Origin of the sequence: Geotalea uraniireducens (assembly GCF_027943965.1) — a bacterium.
Lineage (GTDB): Bacteria > Desulfobacterota > Desulfuromonadia > Geobacterales > Geobacteraceae > Geobacter > Geobacter uraniireducens.
In genome coordinates, this window is the sequence record NZ_AP027151.1 from 3,361,149 (window position 1) to 3,379,388 (window position 18,240).

General features: G+C 62.8%; 20 protein-coding genes and 1 riboswitch. Of the genes, 8 read left to right on the forward strand and 12 right to left on the reverse strand.

Features of this window, described 5'->3' with window-relative positions; genetic code table 11:
• Positions 1-74: 74 nt before the first annotated feature.
• The 5 genes from QMN23_RS15720 to QMN23_RS15740 all read left to right on the forward strand — a co-directional run bounded on the left by QMN23_RS15720 (position 75) and on the right by QMN23_RS15740 (position 7,963).
• Positions 75-1,037: an alpha-ketoacid dehydrogenase subunit beta gene (locus QMN23_RS15720; protein ID WP_282000277.1), complete on the forward strand. Its 963-nt coding sequence runs from the start codon at positions 75-77 to the stop codon at positions 1,035-1,037.
• A gap of 45 nt (positions 1,038-1,082) precedes the next feature.
• A complete protein-coding gene (locus QMN23_RS15725) occupies positions 1,083-2,264 on the forward strand; it encodes a dihydrolipoamide acetyltransferase family protein (protein ID WP_282000278.1) in 1,182 nt (393 codons plus the stop codon).
• Between the two features lie 267 nt (positions 2,265-2,531).
• A complete protein-coding gene (locus QMN23_RS15730) occupies positions 2,532-3,215 on the forward strand; it encodes an FKBP-type peptidyl-prolyl cis-trans isomerase N-terminal domain-containing protein (protein ID WP_282000279.1) in 684 nt (227 codons plus the stop codon).
• Positions 3,216-3,579: 364 nt separating this feature from the next.
• Positions 3,580-3,657: riboswitch (cyclic di-GMP riboswitch) on the forward strand.
• A 156-nt stretch (positions 3,658-3,813) separates the two neighbouring features.
• Complete coding sequence (locus QMN23_RS15735) at positions 3,814-6,258, forward strand: multicopper oxidase domain-containing protein (protein ID WP_282000280.1); 2,445 nt, start codon at positions 3,814-3,816, stop codon at positions 6,256-6,258.
• A 211-nt stretch (positions 6,259-6,469) separates the two neighbouring features.
• Positions 6,470-7,963 (forward strand): carboxypeptidase regulatory-like domain-containing protein, encoded by a 1,494-nt coding sequence (locus tag QMN23_RS15740; protein WP_282000281.1) that lies wholly within the window; start codon positions 6,470-6,472, stop codon positions 7,961-7,963.
• Between the two features lie 93 nt (positions 7,964-8,056).
• On the opposite strand, the gene QMN23_RS15745 is transcribed toward QMN23_RS15740, so the two are convergent.
• The 8 genes from QMN23_RS15745 to QMN23_RS15780 all read right to left on the reverse strand — a co-directional run bounded on the left by QMN23_RS15745 (position 8,057) and on the right by QMN23_RS15780 (position 14,391).
• A complete protein-coding gene (locus tag QMN23_RS15745) occupies positions 8,057-9,676 on the reverse strand; it encodes a methyl-accepting chemotaxis protein (protein ID WP_282000282.1) in 1,620 nt (539 codons plus the stop codon).
• A complete protein-coding gene (locus tag QMN23_RS15750) occupies positions 9,673-10,182 on the reverse strand; it encodes a hydrogenase maturation protease (RefSeq protein ID WP_282000283.1) in 510 nt (169 codons plus the stop codon). The genes QMN23_RS15745 and QMN23_RS15750 overlap by 4 nt, the downstream gene beginning before the upstream one ends.
• The gene (locus QMN23_RS15755) at positions 10,155-10,613 is read right to left on the reverse strand and encodes a hypothetical protein (RefSeq protein ID WP_282000284.1); all 459 of its coding nucleotides are present in this window, start codon (positions 10,611-10,613) and stop codon (positions 10,155-10,157) included. The genes QMN23_RS15750 and QMN23_RS15755 overlap by 28 nt, the downstream gene beginning before the upstream one ends.
• Complete coding sequence (locus QMN23_RS15760; RefSeq protein ID WP_282000285.1) at positions 10,610-10,861, reverse strand: 4Fe-4S dicluster domain-containing protein; 252 nt, start codon at positions 10,859-10,861, stop codon at positions 10,610-10,612. The genes QMN23_RS15755 and QMN23_RS15760 overlap by 4 nt, the downstream gene beginning before the upstream one ends.
• Entirely contained in the window at positions 10,861-12,282 is a 1,422-nt protein-coding gene (locus tag QMN23_RS15765; protein WP_282000286.1) for a Ni/Fe hydrogenase subunit alpha, read from the reverse strand. The genes QMN23_RS15760 and QMN23_RS15765 overlap by 1 nt, the downstream gene beginning before the upstream one ends.
• Positions 12,260-13,210, reverse strand: coding sequence for a methyl viologen-reducing hydrogenase (locus QMN23_RS15770; RefSeq protein ID WP_282000287.1), 951 nt, complete (start codon positions 13,208-13,210; stop codon positions 12,260-12,262). The genes QMN23_RS15765 and QMN23_RS15770 overlap by 23 nt, the downstream gene beginning before the upstream one ends.
• Positions 13,207-13,719, reverse strand: a complete 513-nt coding sequence (locus QMN23_RS15775) for a hypothetical protein (protein WP_282000288.1) — start codon at positions 13,717-13,719, stop codon at positions 13,207-13,209. The genes QMN23_RS15770 and QMN23_RS15775 overlap by 4 nt, the downstream gene beginning before the upstream one ends.
• A 165-nt stretch (positions 13,720-13,884) precedes the next feature.
• Positions 13,885-14,391 carry a chemotaxis protein CheW gene (locus tag QMN23_RS15780; protein WP_282000289.1) on the reverse strand — a complete coding sequence of 169 codons (507 nt, stop codon included), beginning with the start codon at positions 14,389-14,391 and terminating at the stop codon, positions 13,885-13,887.
• Between the two features lie 537 nt (positions 14,392-14,928).
• On the opposite strand from QMN23_RS15780, the gene QMN23_RS15785 reads away from it, so the two are divergent.
• The 3 genes from QMN23_RS15785 (at position 14,929) to QMN23_RS15795 (ending at position 16,402) form a co-directional block, all read left to right on the forward strand.
• Positions 14,929-15,150, forward strand: a complete 222-nt coding sequence (locus tag QMN23_RS15785; RefSeq protein ID WP_282000290.1) for a hypothetical protein — start codon at positions 14,929-14,931, stop codon at positions 15,148-15,150.
• 227 nt (positions 15,151-15,377) lie between these two features.
• Positions 15,378-15,833: an iron-sulfur cluster-binding oxidoreductase gene (locus QMN23_RS15790; protein ID WP_282000291.1), complete on the forward strand. Its 456-nt coding sequence runs from the start codon at positions 15,378-15,380 to the stop codon at positions 15,831-15,833.
• A gap of 2 nt (positions 15,834-15,835) precedes the next feature.
• Positions 15,836-16,402: a hemerythrin domain-containing protein gene (locus QMN23_RS15795; RefSeq protein WP_282000292.1), complete on the forward strand. Its 567-nt coding sequence runs from the start codon at positions 15,836-15,838 to the stop codon at positions 16,400-16,402.
• A 165-nt stretch (positions 16,403-16,567) separates the two neighbouring features.
• On the opposite strand, the gene QMN23_RS15800 is transcribed toward QMN23_RS15795, so the two are convergent.
• The 4 genes from QMN23_RS15800 to QMN23_RS15815 form a co-directional block, all read right to left on the reverse strand.
• Positions 16,568-16,906, reverse strand: a complete 339-nt coding sequence (locus QMN23_RS15800; RefSeq protein WP_282000293.1) for a hypothetical protein — start codon at positions 16,904-16,906, stop codon at positions 16,568-16,570.
• A gap of 18 nt (positions 16,907-16,924) precedes the next feature.
• Entirely contained in the window at positions 16,925-17,167 is a 243-nt protein-coding gene (locus QMN23_RS19720) for a hypothetical protein (RefSeq protein WP_282000294.1), read from the reverse strand.
• 69 nt (positions 17,168-17,236) lie between these two features.
• Positions 17,237-17,488, reverse strand: coding sequence for a hypothetical protein (locus QMN23_RS15810; protein WP_282000295.1), 252 nt, complete (start codon positions 17,486-17,488; stop codon positions 17,237-17,239).
• Between the two features lie 237 nt (positions 17,489-17,725).
• Complete coding sequence (locus tag QMN23_RS15815; RefSeq protein ID WP_282000296.1) at positions 17,726-18,181, reverse strand: hypothetical protein; 456 nt, start codon at positions 18,179-18,181, stop codon at positions 17,726-17,728.
• Between the last annotated feature and the right edge of the window lie 59 nt (positions 18,182-18,240).

An 18,240-nucleotide genomic window follows, 5' to 3' on the forward strand; every position in this document is an offset into this window, starting at 1 on the left:
TTCCGCCCTGGCGGTCGGTGGTGCGCCTTCTCCCGCGATCTCGGCGTCCGCAGTGGCGCTCAAGGGTTATCCGTATGCCCCAACTGAACATGGTCCAGGCAATCAATCTCGCCCTCCGGGAAGCGATGGCCCGGGACGACCGGGTGGTCATTCTCGGCGAGGACGTCGGCAAGGACGGCGGGGTCTTCCGGGTCACCGACGGGCTCTACGAGCAGTTCGGCGCCGAGCGGGTCATCGACACCCCGCTGGCCGAATCGGCCATCGTCGGCGCCGCCATCGGCATGGCCGCCTACGGGCTCCGGCCGGTGGCGGAGATCCAGTTCCTCGGCTTCATCTACGCCGCCTTCGACCAGCTGCTGACCCACGCCGTCCGCCTCCGGACTCGCTCGCGCGGCCGTTTCAGCTGCCCGCTGGTGATTCGCACCCCCTATGGCGCCGGCATCAAGGCGCCGGAACTCCACGAGGAGAGCAGCGAGGCGCTCTTCTGTCACCAGCCTGGGCTGACGGTGGTGGTGCCGCCGGGACCGTACCATGCCAAAGGGCTGCTGACCGCGGCATTGCGCCATCCCGACCCGGTGCTCTTCCTGGAGCCGACCCGCCTCTACCGGATGATCCGCGAGGAAGTCCCGGAAGAGGAGTACACTGTGCCGCTTGGCCGGGCGCGGATCGTCCGTCCCGGCAACGCCGTGACGGTGGTCGCCTGGGGGAGCATGCTCCAGCGGACCCTCGACGCGGTGACCGGTTACGATGCCGAAGTGATCGACCCGATGACCCTCTCCCCCTTCGACAGCGCGACGCTTCTCGCTTCGCTGGCAAAGACCGGCCGGCTGGTGATCGTCCACGAGGCGCCGCTCACCGGCGGCTTCGGCGCCGAAATTGCCGCCATCGCCGCCGCGGAGGCGATGCTCATGCTGCGCGGGCCGATTCTCCGGGTGGCGGCGCCGGACCTGCCGGTACCGCTGGCTAAACTGGTCGACCATTACCTGCCGCAGCCGGAGCAGATCCGCGCCGCCCTCGACGAGGTGCTCCGCTACTGAGCGGCCGCCATTTTTCCCCTACCCTGCAAGTCTCTGGAGGTTGTCATGCCCTTCGACTTCAAACTTCCCGACCTCGGTGAAGGGATCACCGAAGCCGAACTGCGCAGATGGCTGGTCAAGGAAGGGGACCGGGTCCGCGAGCACCAGCCGGTGGCCGAGGTGGAAACCGACAAGGCGGTGGTGGAAGTTCCCGCTCCCCGCGCCGGGACGGTACAGCAGCTGGCCCGCCGGGAAGGGGAAATGGTCCGGGTCGGCACGACCCTCCTCCTGATCGCCGAGGAGGGAGAAACCCCGGCAGCGCGGCCGAAGTCGGTGGGGATCGTCGGCGAACTCCCCGAGGCGGCGGAGCCGCCGGCCACCCCCGCCCGGGAGATCCTCGCCCCGCCGCTGGTCCGGAAACTGGCCCGGGAACGGCAGATCGACCTGACCGGGATCAAGGGGAGCGGCCCCCGGGGGAGCATCACCCCCGAGGATCTGGAAAACGTGCCGGCCGCTCTCCCAGCGCCCGCCGGCGGCGGCTTCGGCCCCGAAGAGCGGCTGCCGCTGCGCGGCGTACGGCGGGCCATCGCCCGGAACGTCATCGCCTCCCAACGACTCACCGCCTTCGTCACCGGCACCGAAGAGGCGGACATCACCGAACTCTGGGAACTGCGGGAACGCGAACAGGTAACGGTCGAAGAGCACGGCACCCATCTCACCTTTCTCCCCTTCTTCATCAAGGCGGCGCAACACGCCCTGCGGGAGCACCCGAACCTCAACGCCTCCCTCGACGACGCCGGCGAGGCGATCGTCATCAAGCGCTATTACAACTTCGGCATTGCCGTGGAAACCCCCGACGGGCTGATGGTGCCGGTGGTCCGGGACGTCGACCGGAAAAGCATCCTCGAACTGGCGGCGGAGATCCAGGAACTGGGCCGCAAGGCCCGGGAGCGGACCATCGCCCGCGACGAACTGCGGGGGAGCAGCTTCACCCTCACCAACTACGGCCACTTCGGCGGCGTCTTCGCCACCCCGATCATTAACTGGCCCGACGTGGCGATCCTCGGCTTCGGCCGGATCGCCGCCAAACCGTGGGTCCATCGGGGCGCGATCGCCATCCGCAAGATCCTCCCCCTCTCCCTCACCTTCGACCACCGGATCACCGACGGCGCCGATGCGGCGCTCTTTCTCGCCAAGGTGGTCCGCTACCTGGAAGATCCGGCACTGCTGTTCATCGAGAGCGTCTAGGGTTCCCGCCATCGTTTCGCTGCGGCTGTCCTGTCGGCCTTCTTTACATTTCCCGTCAAGTACGACCATTTTCACGCAGTGGTAACCGCACCGGTCGCCAGGACCACCGCCGGCAGTCGACGGAGATTAAAATGTTGTCCTGCGGCTTGCAAACTGTTACCGGTCGTTTACACTTGGTGACATTGTCGTTTTACGACAGACAAATTCCACCGAAAAAACAATATGTTACCTAATAACCAGTCGGAATCATTCCAGAAAGGAACGACAATGAGGACGACGATCATCGGCTGCCTGGCTCTCCTTCTCTGCACCGCAGCCGGCTGGGCCGAACAACCCAAGCCGGTCACCGAGCAGGACAAAATCAACTACAGCGTCGGCTACCAGATCGGCAGCGACTTCAAGCGGCAAGGGGTCGGGCTCAGTCCCGAGCTGCTGGTTCGCGGCATCCAGGACGCCCTCGGCACGGGACAGCCGTTGCTGACCAACGAGGAGATGCACACGACCCTGGTGGAACTGAAGAAGAAGATCGACTCGTCCCAGGCGGAAGAAAAGAAGCTGCGGCGGGAAAAATACCGCGCGGAAGCGGAAAAGTTCCTGGCCGAAAACGGCCGGAAAGAAGGGGTGGTTACCCTGCCGAGCGGCCTCCAGTACCGGGTGATCACCCCGGGCAGCGGCCGGAAACCGATCCTTGCCGACAGCGTGACGATCCAGTATCGCGGCACCCTGGTCAGCGGCGCCGAGTTCGACAGCTCCTACCGGGCGAAAAAGCCGAACACCTTCCCCCTGGCGAAGCTGATCCCGGGACTGCAGGAGGCACTTCAGCTCATGGCAGAAGGGGCCAAGTGGCAGGTCGTTATCCCTCCCCGGCTGGCTTTCGACGAGCGCGGCCCGCTGGCCGACCGGGTGGTGATCTACGAGCTGCAACTGGATGCCGTGCAGCCGCCGAAATAACCGGCGCTGGTGACACGGGGAATAACAGTAACGGTAAATAATTATTATATTTTAATAACTTAGCAGCAAATTCCCACCTGTGGGCTGTAAGCTTTCCCGACAAATTGCCGAGCCGTTTGTAAAAATCTTTTACACAAATTATTTGCATACCGAGCTGCCGGCCGCTGATTTCGTAGGGTTACAAATTGGTACCAATATTGCTTTACCCGATAAAACTCCAGCCGATCATTGAAACGGTCCATATCATCTATCGGACAACCGATCGGTACTTCGCACCGCCCGGTTACGGCGCACCAAAGACGTATCCACCGCCCGGCAACGCCGGTAGGGCGGCGAACAAATAAACCGAGCTGCATTACTTTTATCCGGAAAAAGCCGAATCCGCCGCGAGGCGGGGGCGGAAAGCCACGGATCTCCACCGCGAGACGGCCGGGCTGCCAAGGGATAACGAGCCCTTTGGCATGTCCGGCCGTTGTCATTTCCAGGGGGACCCCACCGACGAAAGGAGTTGATGCCCGGCAACCGTTGCACGACGAATTCACAATGGAGCGCCAAACCTGGCGCCAGCCCAAATTGCAGGAAAGGAGGAAGAAGCGCCATGACAGCGACCCGTCCATTTTTGAAAACGATCTTCACCGCGGCAACCGGCCTGTTCCTGCTGCTGCCGGGGAACGCCGGCGCGGCCCCGGTCCCCGGGGGGACCCTCGATCCGACCACCATCCCCAAATACGTGACCCCCCTGGTGATCCCGCCGGTCATGCCGATGAGCACCAGGCAGCCCGGCTTTCCGGCAGCCGATTACAACATTGCCATCCGGCAGTTCAAGCAGCAGATTCTCCCCGCCGGCTACGGGGCGACCACGGTCTGGAGTTACGGCCGCGCCGAGGATACCCTGCCGCCCGGTTTTGTCGCCCCGGCACCGCTCTCCAGCAACATTTCCTTCAACTACCCGGCGTTCACCGTGGAGAACGCCTCCGGGGTGATGACGAAGGTCCGCTGGATCAACGATCTGGTTGACGCCGCCGGCAATTACCTGCCGCACCTGACCGCCATCGACCAGACGCTGCACTGGGCGAACCCACCCGCCGTCGGTTGCACCGACGGCACCAACCGGACCGATTGCCGGACCCAAAACCCGGACAACTACACCGGGCCGGTGCCGATGGTCACCCATGTCCACGGCTCCCACGTCAATACGGAGAGCGACGGCTATCCCGAAGCCTGGTGGCTGCCGGCGGCGAAGAACATCCCGGCCGGCTACGCCAGATACGGTCGACTGTATGATCAGTACGACCGGCGGAACAAGGTGCCGGGTTCCGCCTACTACGCCTACGAAAACGACCAGCCCGCCACGACGATCTGGTACCACGACCATTCGCTGGGGATCACCCGCAACAACGTCTATGCCGGCCCGGCCGGTTTCTGGCTGATCCGCGGCGGGACCCATGGCGACAGCTTCGTCGATAACGGCACCACCGCAGCGCCGAACGACGGCAAACTCCCCGGCCCGGCGCCGACGGCCACCGGCGGCGACCCGAACTTCAATGCCGCCGTTCGGGCCACCATCCGCGAAATCCCGATCGTCATCCAGGGCCGCTCCTTCAATAGCGACGGTTCGCTCTTCTATCCGAGCAACCGGGCGTATTTCGAGCAATTGAACCTGCCGGGGCAGCCGCCCCAAGCGGATTTCACCGGCGTCCTCGACATCCCGTACATCCCGATCTCGGATATCTCGCCGATCTGGAATCCCGAGTCCTTCTTCAACACCATGGTCGTCAACGGCAATACCTGGCCGAAGCTGGAAGTCGCCCCCGCCCGCTACCGCTTCCGGCTGCTGAACGGCTGCAATTCGCGGACCCTGAATCTGGCACTGTTCCAGATGAACGGCCTGGTGCAGGAAAGTGAGCTTCCTTTCTACCAGATCGGCGGGGACCAGGGATTTCTGCCCAAGGTGGTGATGGTCCGAACCGGTTCGTACACCGTGCTCCCCGGCAACGGCACGGTGCCGGCGGCGATCCCCGCGCCCGACCCGCAGTATGCCCTGTTGATGGGGCCGGCGGAACGGGCCGACGTGATCGTCGATTTTACCGGCCTGCCCAACGGGACCATCGTCCGGATGATCAACACCGCTCCCGACGCCCCGTTTGGCGGCTTCCCGGACACGCCGGCCGATCCCGGCACCTCCGGTCAGGTGATGCAGTTCGTGGTCAACACCGCCCTGACCCAGCCGGCCGATGCACAGGCAACCCCGCCGCAACAACTGGTTCTCCCGGCGGAACCGGCGCTCGGCGCGCCGGCCAACGTCCGCCAGGTCACCCTCAATGAAGAGGAATCGTCCCAGCTCTGCGTCCAGGTGCAGCCGGACGGCAGCGTCACCACCCTGTTTAACAGCCCCGGGCCGACCTTCATGGCCGACTGCGAAGCCGCCGGCGGCGTGCCGATGGCGCCGAAAGCCGCCAAGCTCGGCATCCTGATGACCGACCCGACGACCGGCATGAAGATGAGCATGCCGATGATGTGGATGGACACCATCACCGAGAACCCCACCGTCGGCGACACCGAAGAGTGGGAAATCTACAACTACACGGTGGACGGCCACCCGATCCACCTCCATCTGGTCCGTTTCGAGGTGATCGACCGCCAGGACTTCGACCCGGCCACGACAACGCCGATCGGGCCGACCACACCGCCGAAGCCCAACGAACTCGGCTTCAAGGACACGGTCATCGCCCTTCCCGGCCAGATTACCCGGCTGAAGGCGAAATTCGACCGGCTCGGGCTCTACGTCTGGCATTGCCATATCCTCGAACATGAAGACAACGAAATGATGCGGCCGTACATCGTCAAGATCGACCCGGCATTCCCCGACTTTACCGGCGACGGCAAGGTGACCATCGCCGACGCCCTGTTCCTCCTGCAGAAGCTCACCACCCCCAGCCCGGCCGACCTTGCCTACGATCTGAACGGTGACGGCAAGCTCAACCTGCTCGATGTTCGCCTGTTGATCCAGAAGATTGTCGCAGGCTTGACAGCCCGGAAATAGGAGCGCCGAGGAAACGACACGCGCCGGCATGACGGCGAAAGAAACCATCTGAACGCCGGCCGCGGTCAACCGCCGGCAGGGTCATCCGAGACCCTGCCGGCTTTTTTTGTCGCCGCGGTTGTTTGACAACTCCCGGTCAGCCACTAGAATTAAGCGAAACAAATTTTGTCCAGGTGACTGTTTTGTCCGGACTGACAGCGGAGGGAAAAAGATGAAACAAACCGTAATCAAGTGGGGCGGCATGGCGGTACTGGCCCTTTTCCTCGCGGCCTGCGGCAGCGGCAGCGGTGGCAGCACCACGGCAACCAGCGGTACGGTGACGGGGGTGGTAACTGCCAACGCGACCGGCACGCCGTTGGCAGGCGCCGTGGTCAGCGACGGGACCGCCAGCGCCACCACCGACGCCAGCGGCGCCTACACCCTGGCCCGGCCGGTCGGCGACTACACCCTGACCGTCAGCGCCGTCGGCTACCAGAACGGCTGGCGGGCCTGCACCGTCGCCCCCGGCGCCACCGTCACCCTCGACTGGCAACTGACCACGGCCCACGACGACTATGCCGATTACGGCGCCGTCGCCCCGAGCCAGATGATCCCGGCGGCCAGCATGAACTATGTGGTGCTCGCCTGGAACGACCTCGGCATGCACTGCAGCCAGGACGATTATTCGGCCTTCTGCATCCTGCCGCCGTTCAACACCTTGCATGCCCAGGTTATCCAGCGGGGGGTCGGGGTGGTAACCAGCGGGATCACCGTCAGCTACCGTTTCCCGAAGAAAACCAATTCCGCCGCCCATACCAATTTCTGGCAGTACGCCGCCAGCTACGGCTGGGCCGCCGCGCCGAACGTCGGGATCACCGGCACGCCGCTGGCCGGAACGATGAAGGTCGATGCCAACAGCCTCGGTTTCGTCGCCGAGGGGATCCCGCTTACCCCCTATGATGACGACGGCACCTGGGACCCCTACGGTACCGCCACCATCACCGTCACCGACAGCACCACCGGCGCGGTCCTCGCCACCACCCAGGTGGTGGCGCCGATCTCCACCGAAATGAACTGCAGCAACTGCCACGGGATGACCAATACCTACCTGAACATCCTCCAGGCCCATGACCGGCGGAGCGGCACCACCCTGGTCGCCGACCGGACTGCCGGGGCCCTCCATCTCTGCAGCGAGTGCCACGCCGACAACGCCCTCGGCCTGCCGGGAAAAACCGGCGTAAAGAATCTCTCCCTGGCAATGCACAACTTTCACAAGGACAAAGTGGTCAGTGCCGGCGCCAGCAGCTCACCGGCCTGTTACAACTGTCACCCCGGCCCCCGCACCAACTGCCTGCGCGGCGTGATGTACCATGCCGGCCAGACCTGCACCGATTGCCACGGCGACATGACCGCCATGAGCCAGGCGCTGGTCAACGGTCGCCAGCCGTGGCTGGAAGAGCCCCGTTGCGGCAGCTGCCACGGTAGCGGCCACCAGGAGAACAGCGGCACCCTCTACCGCAATTCGCTCTTCACCAACTCCCCCGACCCGAAGATGGACGGCCAGATTTACTGCGAAGCGTGCCACAACAGCACCCACGCCGAATACACCTCCACCAACCCGGTCGACAACGGCATTCCCCAGCAGTACCAGGGAGACAGCTACTGGATCTGGAACTGCTACGTCTGCCACACCGACTACATGCCGATGCCGTCGATGCACCAGTAGCCGAAAACCGGCAAAAAAGAAGGGCCGCTCCGCTAGGGGCGGCCCTTCTTTTTTCGTCTGCCGGCCATCGCTGCCTGCGGTCGGCCGGGAGCATCAGCCGGCAGCACCGTCCAGCCGGAACTTGCTCACCATCCGCGACAGCTTTGCCACCTGCTGGTTCATCCCCTGGGCCGCCTCGGACGAGGTCTGGGCGGAGGCCGCATTCTGCCGGGTGACTTCGTTGATGTGGATCACGGAACGGCTGATCTCCTCGATGGCGCTGGCCTGCTCCTGGCTGTTCTGGGAAATCTGCTCGGTGAGCGAGCTGATGGTGGCGGCGCCGGATACCGCCGTGCTGAGGCAGCCGTCGATCTTTTGCGTCAGCTCCTCGCCCCGGCGGGCCTGCTCCACCGAAGTCCTGATCAGCACATCGGTCTGCTTGGCGGCATCGGTGGAGCGCCGGGCCAGCTGGCGGATCTCTTCGGTCAGCTGCTGGAAGTCGTTGCCGGCCCCTTCGACGTGGGCCGCCGAAATCGCCGCATTGACACCGAGAAGGCCGGAATTCGAGGCCACTCCCTTCAGCTCGCGCACGAGGTCCAGATACTCGTCCATCACCTCGTCGGCACTGCCGCCGTTGCCGGAAAGGGGCGTAAAGGCGACCCGGCGCCGGAAGTCGTTGAGCCGGGCGACTGCTTCCTCGCACCGCTTCGACAGGTTGCGCACCTCGCCGGCGACGACGCTGAAGCCGTTGGCCGACGAGCGGATCAGGCTCGCCTTGCTGGTGGCATTGGCCGAGAGCTTGTCGGTCTCCTTGGCGATGGAATCGATCTGCTGCACGATCCCGACGGTGTTGTCGGCCGAGCCGCGGATCTCCGCCATCGCCTGGAGCATCTGGTCCATGACGGTCTTTGCCGTGTCGATCGACGCGGCGGACTGCTGAGCGATCTGCCGGGCTTCAACGGTATTTTCGGCGCTCGTCTGGGAGGTTTTGGCGATATGTTCGAGGACGCCGGAGGTTTCGGTCAGCTGGCTCTCCTGTTCGCGGGTCCCGTCGGTAACGATCTGGCTGCTGGCGGTGATTTGCCCCCCCACCGCCGAAACCATCTCCACCGTTTCCGCCATCTGGGTCACCGCCGCATGAAGCGACTCCGCCGTGGCGTTCATCGCCTTCTTGATGGTGGAATGCTCGCCATGGTATTTCCCCCGCATCCGGGCGCCAAGGTCGTATTCGGCCAGGTGACTGAGGACGGTGCCCGCCTCGTTGACCGGCCCCATCACTGCATCGAGGGTCCCGTTTACCCCGGTGATCAGATCGCGCCAGACCCCTTCGAAGTCCCAGTCGTTCCCCCTCGCCTGCAGCCTGCCGGCGTCGATATTCCGGATCAGGTAGCGGGTTTCCCGGTCAAGCCCGTAGAGCGTGGCAAGCAGCGTGTTGAGGTTGCGCTTCAGGGTGTCGTGCTCGCCGGTGAAGTCGTCGATCACGAAGGGGGGAATCCGCCCGTGGGCAATCTCGTCGATCGCCCCGGCGGCCAGCCGCAGGGGAGCGACGAGGGTGTCGAGCATGCCGTTGATCGCCTCGACCAGCCGGGCGTCGTCGTCGCTAAGGCCCGACGTCTCCCCCCGCTCGTCGAGTCTCCCGGCCGTAATCGCCCCGACCAGCCGGTAAATTTCCTCATTGAGGGCTGCCGCGGGAACGGCAGGGGCTGCTGCAGCTTTGCTCGTTGCTCGTTTCATGTCAGGCTCCTTGGCGAAGCGTGAAGATAATCCTCGATGCAGGCGACGGCCGGATCGATGGCGGCGGCAACCTCCGGCGACATGCAGTCGCGGGGGCGGTCGAAGCAGCGCCCTTCGATCCCGACCAAGGTGATCGTTGCCGGAAGTCGCTCCGGGTAGAGGAGCCGGCCGATGTCGACGGTCTCCTTCAGGCCGATGAAATGGGCCGAGATGGCCCCGGCGCCGAAATCCGGCAGCTCATCCCACGGCAGCCGGTGGATGGTGCCGGCCGGCGCGCCGAACTGGACGGCATCGACGACGATCAGGGCCGATTCGGTGCCGGTCAGGTAGTCGAGCAGGGCAAGCCCGCCGACGGCCGCGTAGCGGAGCACGGTTCCCGGCGGCAGCGGAGAGTCCGCCAGCCGCCGGTAGATCTCGTACCCCACGGCGTCATCGGCCACCAGCTCGTTGCCGACACAGACCACAACCGCCCCGGCGGTCACTGGGTCCGGAGTTTCAGCAGGCACTGCGCCCCGCACGAAACGATCTCCGATTTGACCGGCCGGCAGACCAGCTCGTTGACAATCCCGTCCAGGTAGGCGTGGAACAGCCGGCAGAGGGCGGTTCCCGGTGTCAGCCCCCGCTGGCTGCAGATATCCCGCAGCACACAGTGGTCGAACAGCAGTTCGCGCTCCGCCCCTTCCCCGGCAAGCCGGAAGGCGTAGCCGGCCTTCATCCGGGAGCCGAGAATGGCGACGACCTCCTCCAGCGTCGGGTTCGGCAGATGGACCGGCAGTTTCCGCGCCATCTCCCGGCCGGCGATCCTCCCCACCGAGGCGGTGGCGCCCCCCATGATCGTGTCGACGGTAGCAGCGAAAATGTCCAGCAGGAACGCCACTTCGGTGGCGGCGTTGCGGTGGTCTTCCAGGGTGACCTGCCCGGCAGTCTCGCTGCTCATATGAACTTCTCCATCTTGGCGCAGAACGCCAGGTCGCGGTAGAAATTCCTGACGACGTGGTACTCCTCGTGGCGGATCGCCCCGGAGGGACAGAGATAGGCACAGGAAAGGCAGGCGATGCAGTCCTCCTGGTGTTCCACGACGCAGAGCCGCTTCTCCTCGTCATAGGCGAAGACCTTGGTGGGGCAGACATCGACGCACATCCGGCAGCCGCGACAGGCCTCTTCATGGACCAGTATTTCGAGCATCAGCAGTTCCTCCTGATCACCTGGGAGTGGCGGGGACGGTTGACGACGATTTCCAGCGGCATCGTCCCCAGGGCGTGGGTGGCGCAGGAAAGGCAGGGATCGTAGCAGCGGATGCCGAACTCCACGGCATTGAGCAGCGCCTGGTCGTCGGGGCGGTTGATGACGTGGGAAGAGGCGGCCTGGGCGATCATCGCGTTGATCAGGGCATAGTTCTGCTGGGTGGCGACGATCAGGTTCGCCGCCCGGACAATGCCGTTCTCGTCGATCTCGTAGTCGTGGATCAGCGTCCCCCGGGGGGCCTCGACGTGCCCGACGCCCCGGCCGCCGGCGAATTTCACCGGCAGGCGGGTCTCGCCGTGGAGCTGCGGATCGGCGAGGATCTCCTGCGCCCGCTCGGTGCAGTACAGGAGCTCGATCAGCCGGGCATAGGGCTGCAGGGCGTTGGCGTGGCAGGGGCGGCCGATGGTCCGGATAAACTCCTCCCGCTCCCGGTCCGCCAGCGGGGTGCCGTAGCGCTCGGTGACGTTGAGGCGGGCCAGCGGGCCGACCCGGTAATCGTGGCGGCCGTCGCCGGCCAGGAAGGCGACCTGCTTCATGTAGGAAAAGTCCACCACCGATTCGGAGAGGTAGCCGGTGTAGTCGGCGGTCGGAAACTGCCCCTGTCGGGCGCCGCTCTCGTCGACGGCGCGGATTTCGCCATCGACCAGGGCGATGGTGCCGTCCGGCTTGACGGTGCCGACGCTCCAGGCGGGGACGACCCACTGCTCGACCATCGCCGGGTGGGCGTCGAGCATCTTCATGAGCAGCTGTTTGACCACCGGCGCCAGTTCCAGCACCAGGCCGTGGGCCTCCTCCGCCCAGGCGTTGAGCTGGCGCTCCCGTTCGGCGTCGAGGACGAAGGCGATACCGCCGGCCACCGAGGTGACCGGGTGGGTGCCGCGCCCCCCCACCAGCTCGTTAATCTTCTGGCCGATGGAGCGGCACTGCAGGGCCTTTTTGGCGATCTCGGGGACCGCCCGCACCACGCCGACCACATTGCGGACGGCCGGGTCGGCATCGAGCCCCAGGACCAGGTCCGGCCCCTGGAGGACAAAGAGTGAGAGGCAGTGGGAGTGAATCAGGTGCCCCATGTACATCAGCTCCCGGAGGAGCTTCGCCGCCGGCGGCGGCTCGACCCCGGCGGCGTTGTCGAGGGCGTTGGTGGCGGCCAGGTGGTGGGCCGTCGGGCAGACACCGCAGATGCGGGCCGTCACCAGCGGCATCCGGTCCGCATCCATGCCGGTCAGGATCTTTTCGAAGCCCCGCAGCTCGTTCACCACCAAGCCGGCGGCGGCCAGCCCGCCCCCCTCGTCGAGATCGATGAAAACCCGGGCGTGTCCCTCGATGCGGGTGACCGGATCAATGGTGATGGTCTTGTTCATAATCGTCGCGCTCCTCGTCGGTCCACTTGCGGATCAGGAAGGTCGGCTTCTCGCCGATCATCGGCGTCGCCATGGTGTAGGAGTAGTGGGTCTTGGCGGTCCGTTCGATCTCCCGGATAATCGCCTCCCGGGGAATCGCGGTCAGGCGGGACATCCGCTCGGCGATTTCGGTGCGGATGTCGCGGTTCGGCTCGGTCAGCACCTGCCGGGTGGCGCCGGCGCAGCCGCTGCAGGGGATGCCGTTCAGCGGGCAGGGGGCCATGCAGCGATCGAGGGTCACCGACCCCATGCAGAGATACCCCTGGCTGAGGAAGCAGCGCTCCGGATCGGGGACCCCTTCGGCATTCTTCCGGATCCGCTCCACCTCGGTCTTCTCCATCTGCCGCCGGCAGCGGGCGCAGACCGACTCGCCGGTGGCGATCCGCGGCGAGCGTCCCTCCAGCAGGGCCAGCAGGGCATCGAAAACGAAGCCGGGATGGGGGGCGCAGCCGGGGAGGTAGAGGTCGACGGCGATGACGCTGTCGAGCGGCGAGACGGCCGGCTCCAGGGCCGAGACCTCCCGGGACGGCGGCGCCTGGGTGCCGGTGGTCTTGTTACGGGTATAGACCGCGTCGATGATCTCCTCGCGGGAGTGGACGTTGCCGGCGCCGGCAATCCCGCCGTAGACCGCGCAGGAGCCCCAGGCGATGATCAGGTCGCAGCTCTTGCGCATCTCCTCGGCCGCGTGCCGGTCGTGTTCGGAACGGATGGCGCCGGAGACGATGCCGATGGCGGCCTTCGGGTAGTCCTTGACGTCGGTCAGCACCGGGCAGCGCTGGATGGTGACCGATTCGAGGACCGCGAGGATCTTTTCGTGCAGGTCGACGATGGCCACGTGGCAACCCGAGCAGTCGCTCAGCCATTCGAGGTTGATCGGGACGGTGCTCACTGCGCTCCCCCCTTCTGCCGATGGATCACCAGCCGTTTGTAGCAGGCATTTTCTCCGGCATGGAGAATCTCCAGCGTCGAGTCGACCCCCATGATGTTCCGGAGGGCTCCCGAGAAAAAGCCGAACATCATCGTGCAGAGGGACCCCTTCTGGGTATGGCCGAAACGGAACAGGGACTGGCGGATCATGCAGTCCCGGAAGACGAGGTGGAGGTCCTCGTCGCCGCTGTCGGTCGCCAGCACCAGGGCCGGCCGGTCGTGGGTCTTGAACGGCTCGAAGTGCCAGAGGCAGTTGTTGGCGAGGAGCACCTGGCGGACCGCTTCGAGAGCCTCTTCGACATTGTCGGTTCGCGGAACGTTTGCGGAAAACTGCATGCCGAGGCGCTTGCCGGCAAGGTAGGTGATACTGTTGGCCGATTCGCCGATCGCCTCTTCGATGCCGCTGGCGATGGCGCCGAGGAAGGTCATGGTCTCCTGGAGGGCGGCGCGGGTGGTCATCAGGTCGGACATGTCTGGTCCCTTCTGCCATTGAGATGGGGTCACCGGGCAGGAGGGTCGGGAGGAGGGCGGGGTGACACCGTTGTCACTGCAGTACTGTGCAAGCATTGCCGCATTTCCCGGCCGAGGGGCCGGGCACGGCAATTGTGCGGCGGCTGGCGCCGCGGGTTCAGCGGGCTAGCCCGACGCGGCGTCGGCCAGTTCACTCATCTCCTCGGCGGAGAACATCTTGTCCACGTCGAGGGCGATGACCAGCCGGTCGCCCATCGAGGCCACGCCGCGGATGGCCTCGCCGTCATACCCCGATGAGGCCGGCGGTGCCGGCGACAGCGACTCCGGCGGCACCTTCATCACCTGGCTCAGGCTGTCGACGATGATGCCGACGGTCATCCTGGGAGTGATGGCCACGACGATCACCCGCTCCGCGTCGTCGGTCGGGCATTCGTCGGCAATGTTGAACCGTTTGCGGAAATCGATGATCGGCACGATCCTGCCGCGCAGGTTGATGATTCCTTCAACGTCCGGCGGCGTGCTGGGGACGGTGGTGACCGGGGTCATCCGGATGATTTCCTGCACCTTGAGAATCTCGAAGCCGTATTCCTCGCGTCCGACCCGGAAGCCGACCAGCTGCAGAGGTTTGTCACTGCCCGGTTTTCCCGTCGGGTATGCCGGCAATGTCGACATATGGCTGCCCTTCCCCGGAGAATTAATATAACGGCGTTACATTAAAATCGACAACTCGGCCCATTACCGCCGCCAACATCCGCTGCCGGCGGCGATCCACGCCGACACCCCGCCTGAAACGAGTAAAACAGCACACAAACATACCCGTAACAACCCGCGGTCTTTGCGATGTATACACCTATTTATCGGAGATGACAATCAGGACTTTAGGGTTTTTTTAAGACATATCGCTGATGGCGATACAAATAGAACAACGATAAAACACCTATTGACCGGCAAAAAACACCGGTGTCACGCTTCATTAACTTGAAATCATTGACATTATCTTGTCTAAAGGTTCTGCCTGGCGGTCAAAGCCCGGCATGTCGACCGCCGGGCCGTCCCGCCGCGCCACCAGTTCGCCAATCCGATTCCCTTCGGCCGGGAGCCGTGCCGCCCCCCCTCCCGACAATCGGCACATTTTTGATCCAGGTCATAATCCCGGCCGGGCGAAGGGGGTAAAGTGGGATCATCACCAAGGGGGGGGAGGAACAAACCATGGAACTGAACAACGACCTCGGCAACCGGGCCATCCAGGAAGTGATCGCCGAACATCCGGCCATCGGCGAAATCCTGCAGCGTTTCGATATCGGCTGCGTCACCTGCAAGGTAGGAATCTGCCTCCTCAAGGACGTCGTCTCGATCCACGGGCTGTCGCCGGAAGACGAGGCCCGGGTGGCCGCCGAAATCAACGCCTACCTGGCCGGGCGGGCGGCCTGACCGCCGACCGGGAAGAGTTTGCACCGTCTCACGCAGAGGAATAAGACGCTAATCTTCCGTACGTTATCCCCCCTCCCTCGATGGGAGGGGGCAGAGGGAAGGGTGAAAATGAACGGCCATCCGTTTGCACCCCCACCCCAGCCCTCCCCCATCGAAGGGAGAGGGAGCATTTTCGGCTTGCGAAAGATTGGTGGAAATCATGTCAAACAAACCAAAGGAGACATATCATGACACAGATGGGTTGTGGCTGCCCCGGCAGCATGGCACGGGTTATCGAACGGGAAGAAACGACGACCGATCAGACGGCACGGGCACCTTCCGAACTTCGCCAGTGGCCGGTCCAGTTGCAGCTGGTACCGCCGACCGCCCCCTATTTCCGCAACGCCGAGATCCTCATCGCCGCGGACTGCGTCGGCTTCGCCCTCGGCTCGTTCCACCAGGCCCTGCTGAAAGGAAAGGCGCTGGCGATCGCCTGCCCGAAACTGGACGAGACCGGCAGCTATGTGGAAAAACTGGCGACCATCTTCCGCGACAACGAGGTGAAAAGCGTCACCGTAGCAATCATGGAAGTACCCTGCTGCCGCGGGCTCGACATCATGGTAAAGCAGGCGCTGGCCCAGGCCGGCAAGCCGATCCCCCTGGAAACGGTGGTCATCGGCATCGACGGCGAAAGGAGGAACTGACCATGACCGGCAACATCACCGACCGACTGATCGACGAGCACCGGCTGATCCTGCGGATGCTCACCGTCCTGGAGAAACGGGCGCTGCGGGTCGCCGACGGCGCCGCCCCGGACGCCGAATTTTTCCTCGCCGCGGTCGACTTCATCCGCAACTACGCCGACCGCTTCCATCACGCCAAGGAAGAAGACATCCTCTTCGCCGCCCTGGTGGCCAATGGCATGCCCCGCGAGCACAGCCCGGTGGCGGCGATGCTGCTGGAGCACGAAGAGGGGCGAGCCCACGTCCGGGCGCTGGAAGCGGCCGCCCTGGCGGTGCAGGCCGGGGAAAGCGGCCGCGCCCGCGAAATCGCCGAGCACGCCATCGCTTACCTCGAACTGCTCCGGGAGCATATCGACAAAGAGGATCACATCCTCTACCCGCTCGCCGAGCGGCTCATCCCTGTCGGGCAGCACGAGGCGGTCCTCGCCGGCTACGCGGCGGCGGCAAAGCGGGCCCCAGCCGGGTTCGAGGAACACTACCGGCAGCTGGTAGCCCGCTACGAAGCGGCAGCACTCCGCCCGGCGGCATAACCACATTTGCGCCGATACAAACAAACCAGGCCGCACCTTCGAGGAGGATGCGGCCTGGTTTGTTTGTATTGCTGCCAGATTGTCCCTCTCTCCGGTTCATTCAAAAAAGCGATTCAAATCGTCAAGGCCTATTCTTGCCCTCGACGGACGGGGGCCAAATAAGGGTTAGACCACTCTTTTGATGTAGTAAAGGAGCAAACCAACTCCTCCGCACAGCAGCACAACTCCAAAGTACCGTAAAAATCTTGGTGTCACAGCCGGGGCAGAGGGAATAATCTTTTTTTGCAGGTTGAAAAGAAACGACAGCGCACTACTAGAGAAAATGTGGAGGCTTCCGAAAATGATCAGAAAAAATGAAAGGAATTGACCCTGTGGTGTCCTTTTAGCCGTACAATAACTTTCGGCGTAATACAGGCCAACACCAGCCATCATAAGAGAGAAAAATAATTTAATGATTTCTATTGCAAGTCTTTTTGACTCTTCGAATTCATCAGCTGATTTCATTTAAACAGCTCATGGGGGTCAGGTCTTGAAACAGCTCATGGGGGTCAGGTCTTGAAATGTCACTTTTCCAACACCTTTCCTCAAAATCTTATATTTCAAGACTTGACCCCCATGTCTTGTTTTTTTGCCGCACCATTCGGCCAGCAACTCCAGATAGGCCTGATAATCATCATCACTAAAAAAGGTTTGTTGGCGGCGATTGCCGCGTTGCGTAACGTGGTGCGGAAGTCCAGGAGCTATTACTCGTGCGATGCGTGCCATGTGGAAATATTAGCAGATGTAAATCGGCGGTCAATTAAATATACTGTCCCCGGAACTTCGCACTCTTTCCTATTCAGTCGTAGCTTGCACTGCAGTGACCCTATAGACGTGCTTATTTTTAACTTGGTTGTTCCGTATTTCTTTCAGAATTTCTGGTAATGTCGATTCACTTGATGTTTCCGGTTTGTCGCCCATCCAAATAGCCTGAAATGTAAATCCGCCAGCTTCCTCTCCAAGCACTTGTAGTGCCTTTGCCAAAGGTTCCAGAATTTCTGGCTCCAACTCCCATACAGGCTCGTTCCAATCTGCATTGTCTGACATAAGTGAGCATGAGCATCCTCCGTCACGTGAAAACCAGAGGGCGCCTTTGTATGGCTTGTTCTGTTTCTCAACACGGAGCCCTGATAGCTTCGTCAGCCTCTGTGCACTCACTTTGTTTTCCTGTGCCGGAATCGCATACGCTTGGAGACACATATTCATCTTCCTTTATTCTGCCAACGGTTGAGAGTACAGCGGCTTGCCCGCTGTTACGCTTTGTTGGCTGCTTTTCTGGAAGTTTCACGTTTGCTTCTCCGCCCCTTCATGGCCCGGTGTCTGATTTCCTCTTTTCCCAGCGACCTTCAAAGCGAAGTATCCATACAGGATTCCTGGTGTGCAAGGGAGCAACTCTTGGATGTTGGGCTGTTGATGGTTCAACCAGTTGAGAATTAAAATACTCGGCACAAAAAGTATGAAAAACCAGCCTGTCACTTTTAATTCAACGTTTGATAACAAGTAGGTGCATCTATGTAGAGCAAGCTTATAGGTCAATTTCAAAAACCAATATGCTATGAGGAGCAAGATTGCTAAAAACACAACAGCGTAGGTTTCAATTGTGCCTCTCCTGAGTATTGACTTACTAAACCATCCTGAGACAAAAAGGAAAAATCCACCGACCGAACCAGTGATAAGAGCAAAAAAGGACTCGAACACCTTTTCTGAAAATTGATTTTTGTACTCCTCATCGAGTTTCATTTGATCCTTTTTCCTCCTAGCCAACGGCTGAGAGCGCAGCGGCGGCGCTAGCCGACCGT